General features: G+C 35.5%; 16 protein-coding genes and 1 tRNA gene. 6 read left to right on the top strand and 11 right to left on the bottom strand.

Annotation, left to right across the window (positions count from 1 at the left end; translation table 11 throughout):
* Positions 1–77: 77 nt before the first annotated feature.
* Genes ACP6L2_RS06515 through ACP6L2_RS06505 form a run of 3 tightly spaced genes read right to left on the bottom strand, consistent with a single transcriptional unit; the run spans position 78 to position 1,306 of the window.
* Positions 78–431, bottom strand: a complete 354-nt coding sequence (locus ACP6L2_RS06515) for a hypothetical protein (protein WP_440508455.1) — start codon at positions 429–431, stop codon at positions 78–80.
* The gene (locus ACP6L2_RS06510) at positions 424–972 is read right to left on the bottom strand and encodes an RNA polymerase sigma factor (RefSeq protein ID WP_440508454.1); all 549 of its coding nucleotides are present in this window, start codon (positions 970–972) and stop codon (positions 424–426) included. The genes ACP6L2_RS06515 and ACP6L2_RS06510 overlap by 8 nt, the downstream gene beginning before the upstream one ends.
* Positions 965–1,306: a hypothetical protein gene (locus ACP6L2_RS06505; RefSeq protein ID WP_344674010.1), complete on the bottom strand. Its 342-nt coding sequence runs from the start codon at positions 1,304–1,306 to the stop codon at positions 965–967. Before ACP6L2_RS06505 ends, ACP6L2_RS06510 begins: the two co-directional genes overlap by 8 nt.
* Before the next feature lie 179 nt (positions 1,307–1,485).
* Between ACP6L2_RS06505 and ACP6L2_RS06500 the strand changes: the two genes are divergently transcribed.
* Both ACP6L2_RS06500 and ACP6L2_RS06495 read left to right on the top strand, forming a co-directional pair.
* On the top strand, positions 1,486–3,618 hold the full coding sequence (locus ACP6L2_RS06500; RefSeq protein ID WP_440508453.1) for an HD family phosphohydrolase: 2,133 nt from the start codon (positions 1,486–1,488) through the stop codon (positions 3,616–3,618).
* Between the two features lie 113 nt (positions 3,619–3,731).
* A tRNA-Ser gene (locus tag ACP6L2_RS06495) sits at positions 3,732–3,818 on the top strand.
* 231 nt (positions 3,819–4,049) lie between these two features.
* On the opposite strand, the gene ACP6L2_RS06490 is transcribed toward ACP6L2_RS06495, so the two are convergent.
* The 3 genes from ACP6L2_RS06490 to ACP6L2_RS06480 form a co-directional block, all read right to left on the bottom strand.
* The gene (locus ACP6L2_RS06490) at positions 4,050–5,636 is read right to left on the bottom strand and encodes a DUF6119 family protein (RefSeq protein WP_440508452.1); all 1,587 of its coding nucleotides are present in this window, start codon (positions 5,634–5,636) and stop codon (positions 4,050–4,052) included.
* A gap of 24 nt (positions 5,637–5,660) precedes the next feature.
* Complete coding sequence (locus ACP6L2_RS06485) at positions 5,661–6,470, bottom strand: DUF5655 domain-containing protein (protein WP_440508451.1); 810 nt, start codon at positions 6,468–6,470, stop codon at positions 5,661–5,663.
* 102 nt (positions 6,471–6,572) lie between these two features.
* Positions 6,573–7,259, bottom strand: coding sequence for a RipA family octameric membrane protein (locus ACP6L2_RS06480; protein ID WP_440508450.1), 687 nt, complete (start codon positions 7,257–7,259; stop codon positions 6,573–6,575).
* Between the two features lie 496 nt (positions 7,260–7,755).
* On the opposite strand from ACP6L2_RS06480, the gene ACP6L2_RS06475 reads away from it, so the two are divergent.
* The gene (locus ACP6L2_RS06475) at positions 7,756–8,136 is read left to right on the top strand and encodes a PH domain-containing protein (RefSeq protein WP_440508449.1); all 381 of its coding nucleotides are present in this window, start codon (positions 7,756–7,758) and stop codon (positions 8,134–8,136) included.
* Positions 8,137–8,449: 313 nt separating this feature from the next.
* Positions 8,450–9,253, top strand: coding sequence for a sterol desaturase family protein (locus ACP6L2_RS06470; RefSeq protein WP_440508448.1), 804 nt, complete (start codon positions 8,450–8,452; stop codon positions 9,251–9,253).
* Between the two features lie 41 nt (positions 9,254–9,294).
* Here ACP6L2_RS06470 and catB read toward each other — a convergent pair whose 3' ends face one another.
* Complete coding sequence (gene catB / locus ACP6L2_RS06465; RefSeq protein ID WP_440508447.1) at positions 9,295–9,942, bottom strand: type B chloramphenicol O-acetyltransferase; 648 nt, start codon at positions 9,940–9,942, stop codon at positions 9,295–9,297.
* Positions 9,943–10,179: 237 nt separating this feature from the next.
* On the opposite strand from catB, the gene ACP6L2_RS06460 reads away from it, so the two are divergent.
* Both ACP6L2_RS06460 and ACP6L2_RS06455 read left to right on the top strand, forming a co-directional pair.
* A complete protein-coding gene (locus ACP6L2_RS06460; RefSeq protein WP_440508446.1) occupies positions 10,180–10,710 on the top strand; it encodes a hypothetical protein in 531 nt (176 codons plus the stop codon).
* Positions 10,711–10,941: 231 nt separating this feature from the next.
* On the top strand, positions 10,942–11,922 hold the full coding sequence (locus ACP6L2_RS06455) for a deoxyhypusine synthase family protein (protein ID WP_440508445.1): 981 nt from the start codon (positions 10,942–10,944) through the stop codon (positions 11,920–11,922).
* Between the two features lie 189 nt (positions 11,923–12,111).
* On the opposite strand, the gene ACP6L2_RS06450 is transcribed toward ACP6L2_RS06455, so the two are convergent.
* The 4 genes from ACP6L2_RS06450 to ACP6L2_RS06435 are packed head-to-tail and all read right to left on the bottom strand — an operon-like array spanning position 12,112 to position 17,547.
* On the bottom strand, positions 12,112–13,674 hold the full coding sequence (locus ACP6L2_RS06450) for a hypothetical protein (protein WP_440508444.1): 1,563 nt from the start codon (positions 13,672–13,674) through the stop codon (positions 12,112–12,114).
* An 18-nt stretch (positions 13,675–13,692) separates the two neighbouring features.
* Entirely contained in the window at positions 13,693–15,150 is a 1,458-nt protein-coding gene (locus ACP6L2_RS06445; RefSeq protein ID WP_440508443.1) for a DUF4302 domain-containing protein, read from the bottom strand.
* Positions 15,151–15,174: 24 nt separating this feature from the next.
* A complete protein-coding gene (locus ACP6L2_RS06440; RefSeq protein WP_440508442.1) occupies positions 15,175–16,065 on the bottom strand; it encodes a substrate import-associated zinc metallohydrolase lipoprotein in 891 nt (296 codons plus the stop codon).
* Positions 16,066–16,089: 24 nt separating this feature from the next.
* Positions 16,090–17,547, bottom strand: a complete 1,458-nt coding sequence (locus ACP6L2_RS06435; protein WP_440508441.1) for a RagB/SusD family nutrient uptake outer membrane protein — start codon at positions 17,545–17,547, stop codon at positions 16,090–16,092.
* Positions 17,548–17,557 lie beyond the last annotated feature (10 nt).

The following is a 17,557-nucleotide window of genomic DNA, read 5'->3' as shown; positions in this document are numbered from 1 at the left end:
TTTTTAGTAAAGCTACGAAATATTAGTAATACTATATATAATAATTCTATTTTTTTTATAAAAGTGCGTTGGTAGTATTAGGAGTGTAGTTTTTTAGTTCTTTGCAGTTCTCGAAGTCGGAGAATCTTATGGCATAAAATGATAATAAAAATGATATAGATAAATTGGGAAGCGAATTGAATAGCTGTTTTTATTTGGATATCGGATACACTTTCTTCTAGAGCTTTGCTTACGAGATAATTGAAAGCTATTCCAAATATGGCTCCAAAGGCAAAACTAATTAAGCTGTATTTTCTAGATTGAGTAACACGTTGTTGTGCTTCTTCAATTGCTTGAATTTTAGATAATACTTGTTCATCAAAATCTTGAAAAGGCATTTTTACTTCGGCCATTTTCATGATTTGCTTTATTTTATTTTCCTGATTATCCATAGTATTCGTGTTTTAATAAGCTATTCAATTGTTGGGCTAGGCGTTTTCTTGCTCGGTGCAAGATGACCTTGCAGTTGCTTTCTGTCCATCCGGTTACTTCTGTTAGTTCTTTTAGAGAGAGTTCTTCCAAGTAAAACAAGCGGAGTGCTAATGCTTCTTGTCCGGGGATTCGGAGTAAGGCATCATTGATCACTTGTTTTCTTTCCTCAGCGAGAATTTGATTTAAAGCATGCTCTTCAAATTGAACATCTTGGACTTCAGAGTCTAGATTCAATAAGTCATTTTTATTTTTTTGAAGAGCCTTATAAGCAGTATGGACCACAATTTTATAGAACCAAGTACTGAATTTTGCTTCTTTTTTAAATCGGCTTAAAGAGAGGTAGGCTTGAACAAAGGCTTCCTGTGCTACTTCTTCGGCTAATAGTTCGTTTTTAACCAGAGAAATGGCAATGGCGAAAGCCATGTCCTTGTACGTATTGATAAAATACCCATAGGCATGGCGATCTCCAGAAAGGACTTTGTCGATGTAAAGACTATCCATTCAGTTGATTTTGATCCTTTTCTTTAATTCCATCTGCAATGATCATTGATCCACCAACCGTCAACAAAGTGATACCGGTAAAGATGAATCCTGGCCATGAGCTGTTTGGAAGGATCTGTAGTTCGAAGATCAAACTGGAGATAAGGATTCCCACTCCAAATCCGATAATTACTATACCTAGTTTTTTCCAAGGAAATGGTGAACTTGGTAGTTTTGGAATTGGTCCGCCTAGTTTGGTGATGGTCTCTGAACGGTATTTACTAATGAAGAATACACAGAGGACCACGCAGATAAAAAAGGCGATCGGGATAAAAACGGCTAATACTTTTTCCATGATTTATTGAATTTATCCATTAGTGCTGGCAAATGAATAAAAGGTTACAAATTATTAAATATTTTCTATTTTGATCTAAAATAGAGGTGTCATTCAGTCTTTTGGGCTTTGCGCCATAAAAGAAGCTGTTTTGCACGAAATTAATTACATTTGTTGAATAAGTGTATTAAATCGATATTGTGGCAAAGCTGAAAATCAATTACCCAAAGGATAAACTACAAAATAATTCTACCTTGTGGAAATATGGAATGGTGGTGCTTACCATCGTTTTAATCTGTATTTTCTTGCCAAAGCAACCACGTTTTAGGTATGAATACCAAAAAGGGAAGCCTTGGAATCATGAGAACCTTACTTCACCATATAATTTTGCTATCCTAAAAACACCAGAAGAGCTGACAAGGGATAGGCAACATATTCTGAATACGGTTCAGCCTATCTATAACTTGAACGATGTAGCCAGTAAGGAGCAGATCGATCAGTTCAATACCGATTTAAATGAAAAATGGCAAGCTAGTCAACTGGATTCTACGGAAGGTGCCGACATCAATAAGTATCGAGCCGTTGGGAATGCTCTGCTCAATTATATTTATGATCGTGGGGTAATTTCCCTCAATAATCGATACCAAATAAAGGGGGATGATTCCTTAAAGAATGACCCTACAGCGATGGAATATAATTTTGTGCTGGTGCATGATAACATCGCCCAGCAGAAAAATACAGTCGATTCCTATACCATCGAAACGGCCAACCACTATATCAAGGATGCTTTAAGCAGGAATAAGGATATAGGGCATAAGGCCTGGCTTGCCGAGATTCTCAAGAGTTATATCACGATCAATTTCGTGTTTAACGAGAGCCAAACGAATAAGGTTGAACAAAATGCTCTGGCAAATATTTCGACCACCCGGGGGATGGTACAGAAGGATGAATTGATTGCCGAACAGGGTAAAATCATCAATAACGACAGTTACCAGAAGTTAGAATCCCTGAGGAAGGTTTATGAGGATGAATCCAGGATATCTGGTGAGCAGAATCTGGTCACCTTTGGGCATTTTATATTGATTTCATTGGCCATGACCTTGCTCATGGTGTTTTTATATTTCTTTCGAAAGGATATTTTCAATAATAATAGGCTGCTATTCATCATATTTATTGTGATACTGGTGATGCTGGGGGTACTGAGTTGGGCTATCAAGATGAAGATCCCAAGCTTGTATTACATACCTTATTGTAGTGTGCCGATCATCTTTAGGTTGTTATTTGATACGCGGATTGCTTTGAATATTCACATCCTGATGGTCCTAGTGGCAGGTTTGTTTGTGCCAAATAGTTTTGATTTTGTGTTCCTGCAATTTACCGCCGGTATGGTTGCTATTTATAGTATCAAGACTTTAGTGAAAAGGGAGCAGTTCTTGGTGTCTTCGGTTATTATTTTGGCTACCTATATTATGGCCTATGTGGGACTGGTATTGACGCGTAATGGCACATTCTCCAGTATCTATTGGGTAGATATCCTTCCATTCACAGTCAGCGTAGGATTGACCCTATTGGCTTATCCATTGATTTATGCTTTCGAGAAGTTATTTGGTATAGTTTCGGATTTGACATTAATGGAATTAACGAATTCCAATTCGAGATTACTTCGTGAGTTATCTTTAAAAGCACCGGGTACTTTTCAGCACTCGCTACAGGTAGCTAATCTAGCGGAGGCTGCAATTTATAAGATTGGTGGTAATCCATTGCTGGTTAGGGCAGGGGCCTTGTATCACGATATCGGGAAGATGATTAATCCGCTTTACTTTATCGAGAACCAAAAGACAAATGATAATACGCATGAGGAACTAACACCGGAACAAAGTGCACAAATTATTATTTCCCACGTGCTAAAGGGGATTGAAATGGCTAGGAAACATCAAATGCCAGAGGTGTTGATTGATTTTATCCGTACGCACCATGGTACGACCAAAGTGGACTACTTCTATAACCTTGCTGTAAAGGATAATCCGGATAAGGTGATCGATGAGTCTATATTCAAATATCCTGGCCCTGTGCCGTTCTCTAAGGAAACGGCGGTGCTTATGATGGCTGACTCGGTGGAAGCTGCTTCAAGAGCCTTAAAAGAGCCTACAGAGGAATCTATCAATAACTTAGTAGATAAGATTATCGATCATAAGCTGATGCAGCGTCAATTCGCAAATTCGAATATCACCATGCGTGATATCACGGAAGCATCGAAGATTTTCAAGGCGATGTTGAAGAGTATTTATCATGTTCGTATTGATTACGATCTGAGCAAGAAGAAAGATTCATAAAAAATATATTGAGATTCAGCGGGTTGGGTTATAGGGCTTGAAAATGTTAAAAAATTAGTAAAATCGGCTTTGTAGAGTAAAATAATTACTTTATGTTTGCACTGTCGAAACACGGAGAGGTGCCTGAGTGGCCGAAAGGAACAGTTTGCTAAACTGTCGTACTGGAAACGGTACCGCGGGTTCGAATCCCGCCCTCTCCGCAAAGATAAATTAAAACCCACTGAGAAATCAGTGGGTTTTGTTGTTTTAGAAGTTTAGGGGAATGATTAGGGGATTTTTTATTTATACTTTAAACTAAGCAATAAAAATTAGCTCATAATGTTAAAAAACATCATTAAAAAGTCTGAATAGTGGCAATTAAACAATAAAAGGCTTGAATATACTTTATTTATGCTACTTGCTCAATGGAAATACTTGTGGAAAAAGACGAATTAAGGTAAGGCAACAAAGCCAAATTGACATTTATAACCCGCAAATTCCAAACTTCTATTAGTAACATGAAAAAAAGTTATTTTGCTAAAGAAAGGAATATCCTGCTTCTTTCCCTTATCAACCACGGCTATAAATAATATTGTGTGATTTGACGTTTTTAAAGGTTTTAAATAATTTGCATTCTTATATTTATCAGCTTTTAAATGATCAATAAACTGATCTAATAACTTTTCATCTTGCTTTAAAGCCATGCCGCTGAAATTCCCCTGTTGAAATAAATGACTCAGACTTGACGAGGATTTCCCCATTTTAACATGCATAAACGTGTTAGTATTACAGTCATACACATCACATACTTCATTTTGGTCCTTACCTATATATTTTAACTTCGCATCAGAATGTCCTAAATCAAAAAGATATCTTCCTTTTAATGCATCACAAATTTCTTTATTATATTCTGATTCTTTGATTTTACTTTTTGTTGGAATTGGCAAAAATAAACTTGTATTAATAACTCTTTTTTTGAAGTAGTCACTTATTAAAGCATAAAAAGTTGGGGAGATTTCATACCAGCTTCCTTCAGAAAGAATATATCTATTCCCGTGTAAATCTACTTCCCATGACAATGATCTCTCCAATAACCAAGTTCTTCCCTTATCTCCTTCTTTAATTTCATGAATTTTGAAATTGTCCAGCGTATCGATGGTTATTTTTTTTCTTTGATCTCCAACGTTCTTCTTCCAGTCCGATATGGACGGCATTTCGAAAACATTTTTTTTATCTAAATGTGTTCCATCTCCAGTAGTAAATGCAAATCCTTTAATTTCAACATCCTCACTAAAAAATACTGGGGGAATAATATAAACTTCATCCAGCTTCCCACTTTTCAGTTCTTTTGCAAGCAATTTACGCAACTTCTCTTCTTGTTTTTTATCTCGTACAAGCGAAATATTATCAATCCAGGGATAGTCTTGCTTGTATGTGTCTTTTAGATATAGTCGGTATATTTTGTTGACATATTTCTTTAATTCTGCAAGCGAGCTAATTGGTTTTCCTGTTCTTAAGCTATCACGACCTTCAAAACTTTCTCCTACTTCCAATTTTCTGGGAACCTTTCCTACAATTCCTCTCAATATCTCTCTTTCCTTATTAATTTCGAAATCCTCTGGTGTAGTCCCAACAGCTGCTAGCCGCTTTGTTTTTTGAGATTTCAATTCTGGTTTAGTGGTATCTAATTGGCGTATTTCTTCTTTAGGAATTGTATTAATTGCTGTTTTTAATCCAAAATTATATTCAATCTTAGTGAGATCAATCAAGTGCATCCCCATTCCAAATGGTATAGCAAAATACCGATTTTTGACTTGGATTATCACAACAGCATAAGTAGAAGAATTTTGGAATGGATTAGACCCTAGCTCAAAACTATCTACAATAAACTCTGCCCAGTCTGGAGTATTCCTAGTACTAGCTTTATAATAAAGCGTACATCCGTTCTCTACTTTACTCTTAAGCCGTTGTTTAAAAAGTTTTGTAGGATCTGTCACATCTTCTTTTAAAAGATATATTGTCGGTTTTATTGGTGTCATAATCGATTAGTAATTTTATAAACTTTAAATTGCCTGTTTTATCAAGCTCATGATATACTCCAAATCCTTTGTGTCCGCAACAACAACTTCATAATCACCATTACCCCAGTGTCCTACAGCAGATACATCTCTCATCAAATCTTTAGAATCATCTAAATCACCAGACTTACAATTAATAAACAGCTTCAAGCTATTCTTCAACACCACGATATCCACAATATTTTTATTTTTTTTAAAAGCAATGTATAACTTCTTCGCTTCTATATCTACATCAGGCACTAGATTAACTATAGCTTGCTTATATGCCTCATACAATTCTACGACATCATCACTTTTATCTTTCAAATGATCGTCTTCAGTAAATACCTTTATTTCTCTAGTTACCTTGGCAATCTCAGAATCAGATACCCCTTGTACCTGCTTGATATTTGGTGCTGATTTTGTCTTTTTAATAGGATTAATAAGCACAATATCATTTTCATATTGTTTAATTTCCCACAGTTCAATAGCCAAATCCTTAAAATTAGTAGACTGTTTTTGTACCTCAGTGAATGAAGTAGAAACAAACATCACCTTGGATTGTGACCAGTCCAAATCGTTACGTTTGAGAACCTTAGATTGGGTTTCATTATATTCAATTATGAAATCAGCCTTATAGTCCAACATTAGATTGAGATAAGAGATACCCTGGTCCACCACTGAATAACTCTGACTACGCTTATATTCGATAATCACAAAAGCCTTATTCTCTTGATCAAATGCCAATGTATCTATTCGATTGTGCTTGATACTAAACTCCGACTTAATTAAGGTTAATTGGGCTATTTGTGACAAATTGGATTCGAATATTCGTTGTATGTCTTTTTCAAGCCTAAAGGACTTTTCATTTAAGCTTGATAATTTATTTTTATTGCAATTGAAAATAAGCATAGAATATTATTTTACTTTTGTTAGAAAGCCACTTTTCATTATAAAATGAAATCTAAAAATAAAAAATAATAAAAAAACAATTGTTATTAAAAGAATTGAAATACTTTCAATTTTTAAAATTATTTTACCATCATTTAGAGACCTGAAAATTATTTGAACAACATACAAAAAGTAACTTAAACACCACCAAATTAAGCAAACTTGACCTATTACAATATTAATTTTAGAGGGAGAAAATTTACCGCCATGTGTCGAAAAAACATTACTATCTAGACTATTTCTTTCTATGTTCATATTTCCCATTACATTTTCAAATGGTATACCCAATTTCTCGTAATGTTTATGTTCAAAATTAACAATACCTTCTTCATACACTTCATACCAAGCCTTAGATCCCTTTGCCATACAAATCCATATAATTGACATAATAATTCCAATTACACTTATAACTTGTCCCATAATCAATGAATTAACAGCGGGATCTTTTTCTTTAGTATACGTTTCTAAGATAAGGTATCCGTGTCCTGTAAAACAAAGAATCAAAAAAACAGATAAAAATACTGATCGTTGCCATAAGTTGGCAATCTCTAAATCTCTACATCGATATAATTTATCTAATACTCGTTGAAGATCTTCTTTCGTTGATTTGCTGTCGGATACTACTGGTTGTTTCTTAAAATTAAAATTTATCATAATTAAAGCTAATATTTTGAATATATAATATTGTTTTTTCTACTTCTATTTTGGTATTTTTTGAAATAGTATCGGCCTCTCCTTGCAAACGTTTTGCTTCTGCTCAATTACTTGCAATATGTTTCACTATTTCATTTTGCTTTTCTATTGGTGGTAGTAAAGCTTCAGATCGCGTATTGTCTTAATCCCTTTATTGTTCCTAATAATGAAATTTACATAAGAGATCAGAACACATATTTTTATACTGGTCAATATAATAATATTGAAAATATTAAAATAAAGGGAACCCTTTTTTAAGAAGGTTTTTCAAAAGTTTTATTAACTTCTCTAATTTGATTAAAACAAAGTATTACCAAATGTATAATTAGAATTGGAACATGGGTTTACTTTAATACCAAATCAAACTTTCAAAGTAATACATTCAAAAATAAATACATAAATTACCCCCCAAATACGAATAACCTAAATTATTTTAAAAACCAATAAATTATTATCCATGGGACTATTTTCCGCATTAATGGGCAACGCGGGTGTTGCAAAAACTGAGGAACTTAATTATGAGTTCGGCAATTTATTAGTTGACAATGAAACAATTGAAATTGGCTTCAAACTAATAAGAGATGTATTTCTATTCACTAATAAAAGGCTTATTGTAGTAGACAAGCAAGGGCTGACAGGGAAGAAAATCGAATATAAATCAATCCTTTACAAAGGTATCTCACGCTTTAGTATTGAAACCGCAGGACACTTTGATTTAGATGCTGAACTTAAAATATGGATATCTGGGGAAACTCAACCAAGTATCCAGAAAAAATTCAATAAGCAAGTCAATATATATGATTTACAAAAAGTATTGGCAAGTCATATTTTAAATTAAAAAGCAATTCAATTCTCATGAGAAATTGAATAAATCAAAAACAGTATAATAAGAAACGTAGAGCTTATTCATTTCCAGGATAAGCTTTATGTTTTAATAAAATTTCCATCGAACAATCTACCCAATAACATTCCCAAATCTCTCTCAAAAAAACTTCTTTGTAAATTAAATTATTCTTTATAATTTAATACTTTAATTCTATCTGCCAATTCCAATTAATTCATGCTTGTTCCAAGCATAAATATTTATCTAACACCATTATTATTTCGACTTGCACTTATTTCAACTGGTTAATCATTAAAACACCAACGTTATGGAAATGCTCGAAAAAATCCTAAACATCAATTCTAATTATGTCATAATTGGATTATTGGCCTTGTTCTTTCTGATGGAGCAAGTGTTATCCAATCCATTTTCTTTCCGCCGGCGCGGAGAACATTTAATTCAGAATTTACTATTATTAATTTCATTGACCTTACTCAACCTATTTGTCTTAGTATGGCAAGTAAAACTTATGGAATGGCTCAATGCACAGCGAATAGGACTGTTGTTCCTATTTGAATTACCAATATGGGTAAAACTCATTGTGAGTGTTATTCTGTACGATTTTACGACTTATTGGATACACAGGGCGGCGCATAAGGTGCCTTTGCTATGGCGATTGCATCGAGTGCACCATAGCGATGTCAAGATGGACTCTTCAACGACCTTCAGATTCCATCCGTTGGAAATGATCTTGGTTTATCAGGTTGGCAATGTGCTCACAGCAACCTTGTTTGGTACCGATGTATTTTCCATGGCCTTATATTACTTTATCCTGAATATCTTTTTATTTCTTGAACACGCCAATCTCAATTATCCTTCTTGGATCAATAAAACCTTCGGTTTACTATTCGTTATGCCTGATCACCATCGTGTTCACCACCAACAAAATCAGTTCTATACCGATAGCAATTATGCCGATATTTTCATCATTTGGGATCGCTTATTCCGAACCTTCAAAACATTAACTCGCTCAGAAATGAAGTATGGACTAGTCGAATTTGAAGATCCAAAGCGACAAACATTTATGTACCTGATGAAAAGCCCGTTTATTGATCCAAAGGATAAGGAATAATTCTACTCTGTCAATTTTGAAAAGTTCAACATTTCTTGAAATTAAAGAAGTGAGTTTGAACTGTCTCTAGATTGATAGAATTTATAAAGAAGCTCTATGTCATTTGAACATAGGATTGGTATGGCATCACGCAGCATATCATCGTTCCAATCCCACCATTTCATTTCCAGGAGCATTTCTACATGACGATCAAAAAATCGCATCTTGATCAATTTTGCAGGATTTCCTCCAACAATAGCGTAGGGGGGAACATCTTTAGTGACTAAAGCTCGACTACCGATTACAGCACCATCTCCGATTTTAACTCCCGGCATGATCATCGCTTCACTACCAATCCAGACATCATTACCTATGATGGTATCACCAGCTTTCTTAAAGCCATCCTCGCTTTGACTAAAAGTTTCAACTTCTGGCATATAATAAAATGGAAAACTTGATATCCAGTCATACCGGTGTCCTTGATTACCGGCCATAATAAAGCTTGCACCACTGCCAATAGAACAATATGAACCGATTATTAATCGGTCAACATCATTTCTGTCTGGGAATAAATATCTAGCACAATCATCAAAAGAATGACCATGATAATATCCAGAATAGTACGAATACTTGCCTGAAATTATATTAGGATTGGTAATGTGATCTTTAATTATTTTGCCTTTGAAAGGGCTTTCGAAAAAATTATTCATTTTAAAAGCATTTAAAAATTAACAATAGAAATACAAGCAATAAATTATTGCTTCCAGTTACGATATGTTGTTAAATAATGCTAATCTGATAATTTCATTAGCTAAATATACGAAAAGTTTGAGCTATAATGTAAATTATCTCTAAACTTAAAATCCCCAAAACATCAAAGAATGGCTTCATATTTGTTACACCTTTAAGACACTAACTTAATAGTTTTTCGCACAAATACACATATCATGAAATTAAAATTTCTTATTTCCGTCTGTCTTATTCTTATTGGTTTATCCACTTCTCAATCTCTATTTGCCCAATCGACACCCAAAACAATTCAATCTCCAAACAGAGATCCTCAAAATGTCTTAAAAGGGAAGTGGTTTATGGATTTATCCCATTTGGGAGAGGACCTAATCATTTTGAGCAAATCGAATAAATCCAATAGCAGCATTAGCTTTTTGGATAAAGGACAAATACTATTAAACATTAACGAAGATGGAGCTAAAGAAACTATTAAAGCGAAGCAATCGGCATGGGTTAAAATTCGGAAGGATCTTTCTGATCAAGATTCTAATGAAGAATTAAATGTTCCTAAAAAAACGATACAGTTTAAACAAACTGATCCAGAAATGAGTGCCTCCTTTATATTCAAACAATTTTTTGAAGATGCAGAAGTCCGTGCCTATTATTTTAAAAAGGAAAACCTAATCTATTTGAAATCTACTTTACCTATGAAGCAGGAAGGTCCACGGAATATTCCAAATCCTAATTAAAATTCATCATAAAATCTCCATACTATACCTATTTTGTCCTGTTTTTTTAACATTGGTTAAAAAAATTCATAATTCCTCTTCCTAACTTAGCACCGCTTATTTCTAACCCTGTTATTAATCCAATTTTTAATATCAGGAGAATCTAATAAGCAAGCATAGGAAGAGAGGCAGCAGGCAACATGCATCTACTGTCTTTTTGATTTTTAACAACACAATTAAAACAAACAAAAAATGGAGAATAAAAAAGGTCCAGTTTCCCAATTTTTAGAAACAAACTTCTTGCATTTCAATGCTGCTACAGTGGTTGATGCGGCAAAAGGATATGAGGCACACCTAACAGCAGGAGGGAAGATGCTAGTTTCCTTAGCGGGAGCTATGAGTACGGCGGAACTTGGAATCTCTTTAGCAGAAATGATTCGCCAAGGAAAAGTCGATATCATTAGCTGTACTGGTGCCAATCTTGAAGAAGATGTCATGAATCTTGTGGCCCATTCACATTATAAAAGAATACCAAATTACCGTGATTTAACCCCTCAAGATGAGTGGGATTTATTACAGAATAAATACAACCGCGTTACGGATACCTGTATCCCGGAAGAAGAAGCTTTCCGTAAAATCCAACATCATATTGAAAAGATTTGGAAGACCGCTGAGGAAAACGGAGAGCGTTATTTTCCACATGAGTACATGTATCAGTTACTATTAAGTGGTGTTTTGAAGGATGAATATGAAATTGATCCTAAGAACTCTTGGTTATTGGCTGCTGCAGAGCGAAATTTGCCAATCGTAGTACCAGGATGGGAAGATTCTACCATGGGTAATATCTTTGCTTCCTATGTGATTAAAGGCGAGTTAAAAGCCTCTACGGTAAAAAGTGGAATTGAATACATGGTTTGGTTAGCCAACTTCTATGAGCAGAATGCCGTAGGCCATGGTATCGGTTTCTTTCAAATCGGTGGTGGTATTGCAGGTGATTTCTCCATGTGTGTTGCTCCTATGTTAGAGCAGGATATGGAAAAACACAATATCCAAAAATGGCGTTACTATTGCCAAATCACCGATTCTACAACTTCATATGGTTCTTATTCCGGTTGTATCCCGAATGAAAAGATCACATGGGGAAAACTCGATGTCGATACACCTAGTTACGTCATCGAATCAGATGCTACAATTGTGGCCCCTTTAATTTTTGCCTGGATCCTAGGTCAATAATTAGAGGTCATAAATACACACATTAACTATCCTACATATTGGGCTGGACATTCTTGTTCGGCCCTTATTTTTTTATTCCTGTTTTTAATTGCAGTTATAGGCATTTGGCTATTAATGGTTGATAATAAATAAAAAAGCCTGACGACAATTGCGCCAGGCTAACTTTATGAAACATTATGGAAAAATTACTTATTTCGGAACTATTCCATCCACTACAAACTGCCTATTCGTTTTTAAGCTTTTCATTTGAATTCGCATAGGTTGATTGGCTTGTAATGCCGGTAAATAGTTGATATGAGTTACAGCATCATCAAAGTTCTTTAAGAATTCGTAGAGCTGAGGCCATATTTTATGAGCTGCACTGGTGTTTTCAGGAACTTTCATTGAAACTGATACAGGATCATCGAATCCGTAAAACTTATGATCGGTAAAGGTGATAAGGTCCACCTTAAAGGCAAGAATGTTATTGGTATATTGTATGGAGTCCTTTACACCATTTTTGTCCATCATAATTTTATATTTGGCCAATAAACCTATATGGATATCCAATTCATAGGCAACAAAGAAATCCCTACTCTTAGCGAAATCAAATTCAAATGAGGTGATGTTTTTATCCGGATTTAATTCTTTTGCCTTATTTCGTATGGCTAATAATTGTCCTTTCAATTCTGGGGACCATCCTGCACTATAATTGGCATCAGAAGATAACTTATCAAAATCTATTTTAAACTTTGTTGGAAGTTTTACTCTGTTCACAATATCATATATCATCTTTTCCTCGATGGTAGCTTTTGAAAAGTAAAACTCTCTTTCAAGCGTCTCACCCAATTCAAATGTTCTTTCTTCCGTAAATGAATAGAATGGTACGGTCTGTTCCTTCATATCCACCAATTTTTCCTGATTGTTTTCTTGGATTAATGCCTTGTATTTGGTCCTTTCAGCATTCCACACCAAGCCCTTTAAAATCACATTTTTGATAGGAACCTCTTTATTGAATCTTAATGTGTCACCCAAGCTAGACGTGATATAGGATAGACCATGGCTAACAGTCGGTAAATAGGAGGTCGTATTATTTTGCCAGTCCACTTCACTTTTTGCATTGGAATAAAATAACCATGTTCCTGAAAAATTAGGGTCTACAACCATCTGTACAGGTTTACCTTCTACATCAAAACTGATAAATGGAGTAGCATAATAGAAACGATCTTGCGCTTCATAATCCTTCTGAATCCCACCATCTGCAATATATTTTGCTTCTTTAGATGCTGGATCAAGAATGCGAACCGTCAATTTATCGCCATATTGAATACCTTCCAACTCAAAACCATTTTCATGTACCTTGGTGAAGGCGTAACTGTAATCAGCTCCTCGAGTTAACTCGCTCCCGAGATCCGTGATGATGGAGGAAAATAACGAGGATTCTGTAAAATCTATTGTTGCCGTTACTGGGGTAGTCGCATATTTTACATCAACTTCCGCAGGTGTTGCAAATTTTCGGCTTTTACCAACCATGTTAATTTTAGTACCCGACCCCTTAAAAAAATAAAAAACTTGTTTTACCTCATTTCCCTTTGGGGTTAAAGTCACCTCCATTACACCTGCTTGTTGAAATGGTGTAAGGTATTTAGCCTGCAATAAACTATCCGTTACAGGATTAGCCTTCTCAATCTCAAACGTGTTAAAACTATCTTTTTTACAGGAACTCACCGCAAAAATCAAGGTAAGTAAACTGATATATATTATCTTTTTCATGTTCTGTTTGGTTATAGGTTAGTATGGTCTTCCCTCAAATAAAACCTCGTTCGCCCTTTTGTCATAGAATGCAATTAATAACTCCCTATTAGATTTAGTATACCTCAAGGAATATTCCCCATCGACCACGGAATTCTTAAAGGCATTTTTTAGGTTTGGAAATTGTGCCGCATACACAAATTGAGGGCCTTCATAATACATCGTGAACACCTCGTCGTTATTGAAAGTATATCTAAACTGGTATGGAAAACTAAATTTATTATAGAATTCATCAGCTGCTTTTGAGCTTGGTGCTGGCGCATCAGGTCTATCTGTATCAAATAAACCTAGGTTAATATTAAACATAATCCGTTTTTGAATACTTTTAAAATCAAGTTTTACACCGTAAAAACGAATTGAAGAAGTGAAAATCCCCAAACCAATTCCAAGGTCTGATGAAACGGTATTCCCTAAAAATTTCATGACCTGTCTGTAATGTGGCCAATCCAAATTATCTGCTACAAATCCATGGATCCAATTGGTATTATTGTAAGGGATCTGTATGGATGAATAAGCTCCTGTCTGGAACATTTTGAATGCGGATATAATCGGAAATTCTTGCTCGACCACTTCCAGGTTTTTACCCTGTGAATCGTAAGCCTTTATTTGTCCGCTTTCTAATCTTAACTCCTTGACAAAGTGCCCATCAACCTCATAAGCTTCCCCTAGGAGAATACTGTTGGAGCCATTGTAGGCCAATCCTGATTTATGAATGTATATGGAGTCCTGATTAACCTCTTTAGCAAAAACTATTTGCCTTTGATCCAAACTTATGGTCATCGTACTTAAGGTATTCCCAGTCTTTACATGGAGACCTACCTTACCTTGGTTTGCTTTACTAAAGGCATCAATGACCGAATTGTATTGCTTCCCATTCATTAGCTCGCTTTCATCCTTATCCGTTGCCCTGATCAAGAAAGCAGTGGTGTTTTGCAAGTTACCTTTTAAGTAGATGGTGTCCTGGTTAGTACTGACATCCTTAAAAGAGTATTCGGTGTCGACACGATGTCCCCATCCCATATCTTGACCTCCATTTTCCATGGTATTGGGGTCAGCAATAAAATGTAGATAGGAGTAAGTAGAAAAAGAAATTGTAGTTAATGAAGTGAACTTCAGGTCATAAGCACTGACATTAGGTTGCTCACGCATTTCCTTTGTGAAATCTCCAACCATCTTCACACGTTGATTAGCTCTGTCAAATTGCATGAAAAAGGAAAATCCACCTTTATTGGTTGGGTTTTTCTTGATATCTGGATAAGCTAAAAACTTCCATCCCGATTTACTTGTTGCCAATAGAGAATCATAATTGATAAAATTATGGTCAATCTTATCTGTGGCTATATTTGTTAGGTCTTGACTCTTTTGGCACCCTGAAATTAACAGGAGACCTACACTCAATAATCCTAAACTTGTCTGAATAATATGGTTTAATTTCATGGTTACTGCGGTTTATTGGTAGAATTAATTATTCTCGTTGATATAACTGCTAATGCCTGCTCTGACATCGGTTTGCAATTGTCTAAAGTCAATACTCCATTTGTCTTTAAAGTATTCCACCACCAACTGTTCTTTGATTCTCAAACGCTCTTTTCCTGCAGCGGAAGAATTGCTGATGATGTCATTATATGCCTGCTGTCCCTTCACCAATAAAAAGGCAATAGTCTCTACAAAATCCTCATCTGATGATGCCATTGCATAGTTTCTAACAAAACCTAAATCAAATGCTTCCTTGTCCGAGTAGTTATGCCAAGTCGCTGTATAATACTCTGGGTTTACAAATTTGAACTGTTGCGAATACAATTTTGTCTGGTGTAGGATATGCGCCGTTTCATGGTGTACCGTATAATTGGTATTGATGGCAAATTGCTCATTTGGAGCATATTTATTGACATCCATAATGGTGATTTTATTGGCACCCTCTGCCTGGCCTAAAACCATAGTCCCGTCATTATTATATTGGGCACTACCAACCAATACCCAGAGTTTAGGAATGATTTTTTTGACAAAGGTACTGTCGCTATTTTTCAGGTAAGGATTGGCCATACAAGAAAGTACAAGGCGCATAGTCGGTATTACGTAATCCTCCTTTGGTGGGGTAGTAACCTTCATATAGTCAATCTCAAAAGGGTCGTATTGATATTTTACAGCGATGTTAAAAGGCTGTGTCAAATTACTTTTTATCCATGCATCAATTTCCGGATTACCTTCAGGTTTATAGCCACCCAAGTTATCAATTGGATCATTAGGCAAAGCTGCATCCTTATTACATGAAGTGTATGAAAATACTAATGGGCAAAGCAAAAGTGCTATTAGTATTCGGATGATATCTGTTTTTATAATGTTAGCTTTCATTTTGTTCATCATTTAAATTTTTAATTATCGAAGGTTCCTTTCTACACCACTCATCTGTACTTCCAATGGTATCTGTAGAATTCTCCTAGGGTCATTGGCACCCACAACAACAGGAGCAGCTTCATCTTGAACGATGTGATGTACAGGAATTCGATGCCTGATCATATCCAACCAACGCATTCCTTCAAAAGCAAATTCACGACGCTTAAAGTCTAATAATCCAGCGATGTAATAATCGTAACGTAAGGTGGTTGAGCCAGTCTTGAAAGCCTCTTTTAAATTTTCCTCAGTTAAATCAGGAATACTAGATCTATTGGTAATTAGTTTTTTCTTGATGTACAAGTTGAATAATTCCAATGCTTTGGCATAATCTCCGGTTTCAATACTAGCTTCCGCCCAATTGAACAATACTTCATCTGCCGTTAATAAAATGGCAATGTTGTAATTCTTTTGATTGAACGAATAGCTTCTGAATTTTGGAATGTTATAAAAATTCTCTTGACCATAGAGGTTCCATGCATAATTTGTACTTGGAATAGGAGGGGTCTTCCACATAAACGCTGTAGCAAAGGCGCCATTTGTGCCATACCTCAAATAAGGATATCCATTGATTTGTGATGGTGTGGTAGCCATCAAAAGGTTTGTAGGCTCTGCAGTGGATGACCAGGTTTGTTCCAAAACATAGTAGGGAAGGATTTTATACTTCGCGACATCTCGAATACTGTTAGATATAATATCATTACCTGGAAATACCAATTTGCTGTATTTTTTTACAGCCTCATAATCCTTCTTGAACAAAAAGAATCTGGTTGCAAAGGCTTGTGCCGAGCGCTTTGTAAAGTGATAGGCGGTAGCATCGGTATTTGCTATTGCATCATCATTTATTAATGGAATTCCGGTTTCTATATCCTGCTGAATCTTCTCATATAAATCTTTGACATTGCCACGCTCGTATTTTTTAATCACTACATCCTCCACTTCAGTTACATAGGGAATTCCTGGATTAGCTTCTGGATTCACATCATTATAAGGTCTGGCAAAGAAAACACTTAGCATAAAATGTGCATAGGCACGACAAAGTAAAGCTTCGCCTTTATAGGGTAGAAGTTCCTTCGCATCCTTTTGCTCCTCGATATATTTTAAGGTTTGATTAGCTGCGGCAATAGCTTTATAACAAGCTGCCCAATAAAAATCTGGTGAATCCTCTCCGTTGCTCTGTATATTCTCGATGAACTTATATACATCACGGTTGACAGGATTTACCACTGAACCACCAAATGGCCCTTTATCCGTAAAGTTGTCACTCATACTTTCCGACATCATGACATATGATGCCTGTGGATATGCGGTCGCCAATAGCTCTCTCGCTGCTTGCGGTGAATTTAATATGGCTCTATTGTCCGGATCAACTTCTAAATACTTGTCACAGGCAGTGAAAAGTAAAAGGGACAAGAGGCTGATTTTTGTTATCTTAAATTTCATGTTTGTTCGT

Source organism: Sphingobacterium lactis, from assembly GCF_051951495.1.
GTDB classification, from domain to species: domain Bacteria; phylum Bacteroidota; class Bacteroidia; order Sphingobacteriales; family Sphingobacteriaceae; genus Sphingobacterium; species Sphingobacterium lactis_A.
Note: the sequence above shows the minus strand (reverse complement) of the source record. Positions and strands in the feature narration are given on the sequence as shown.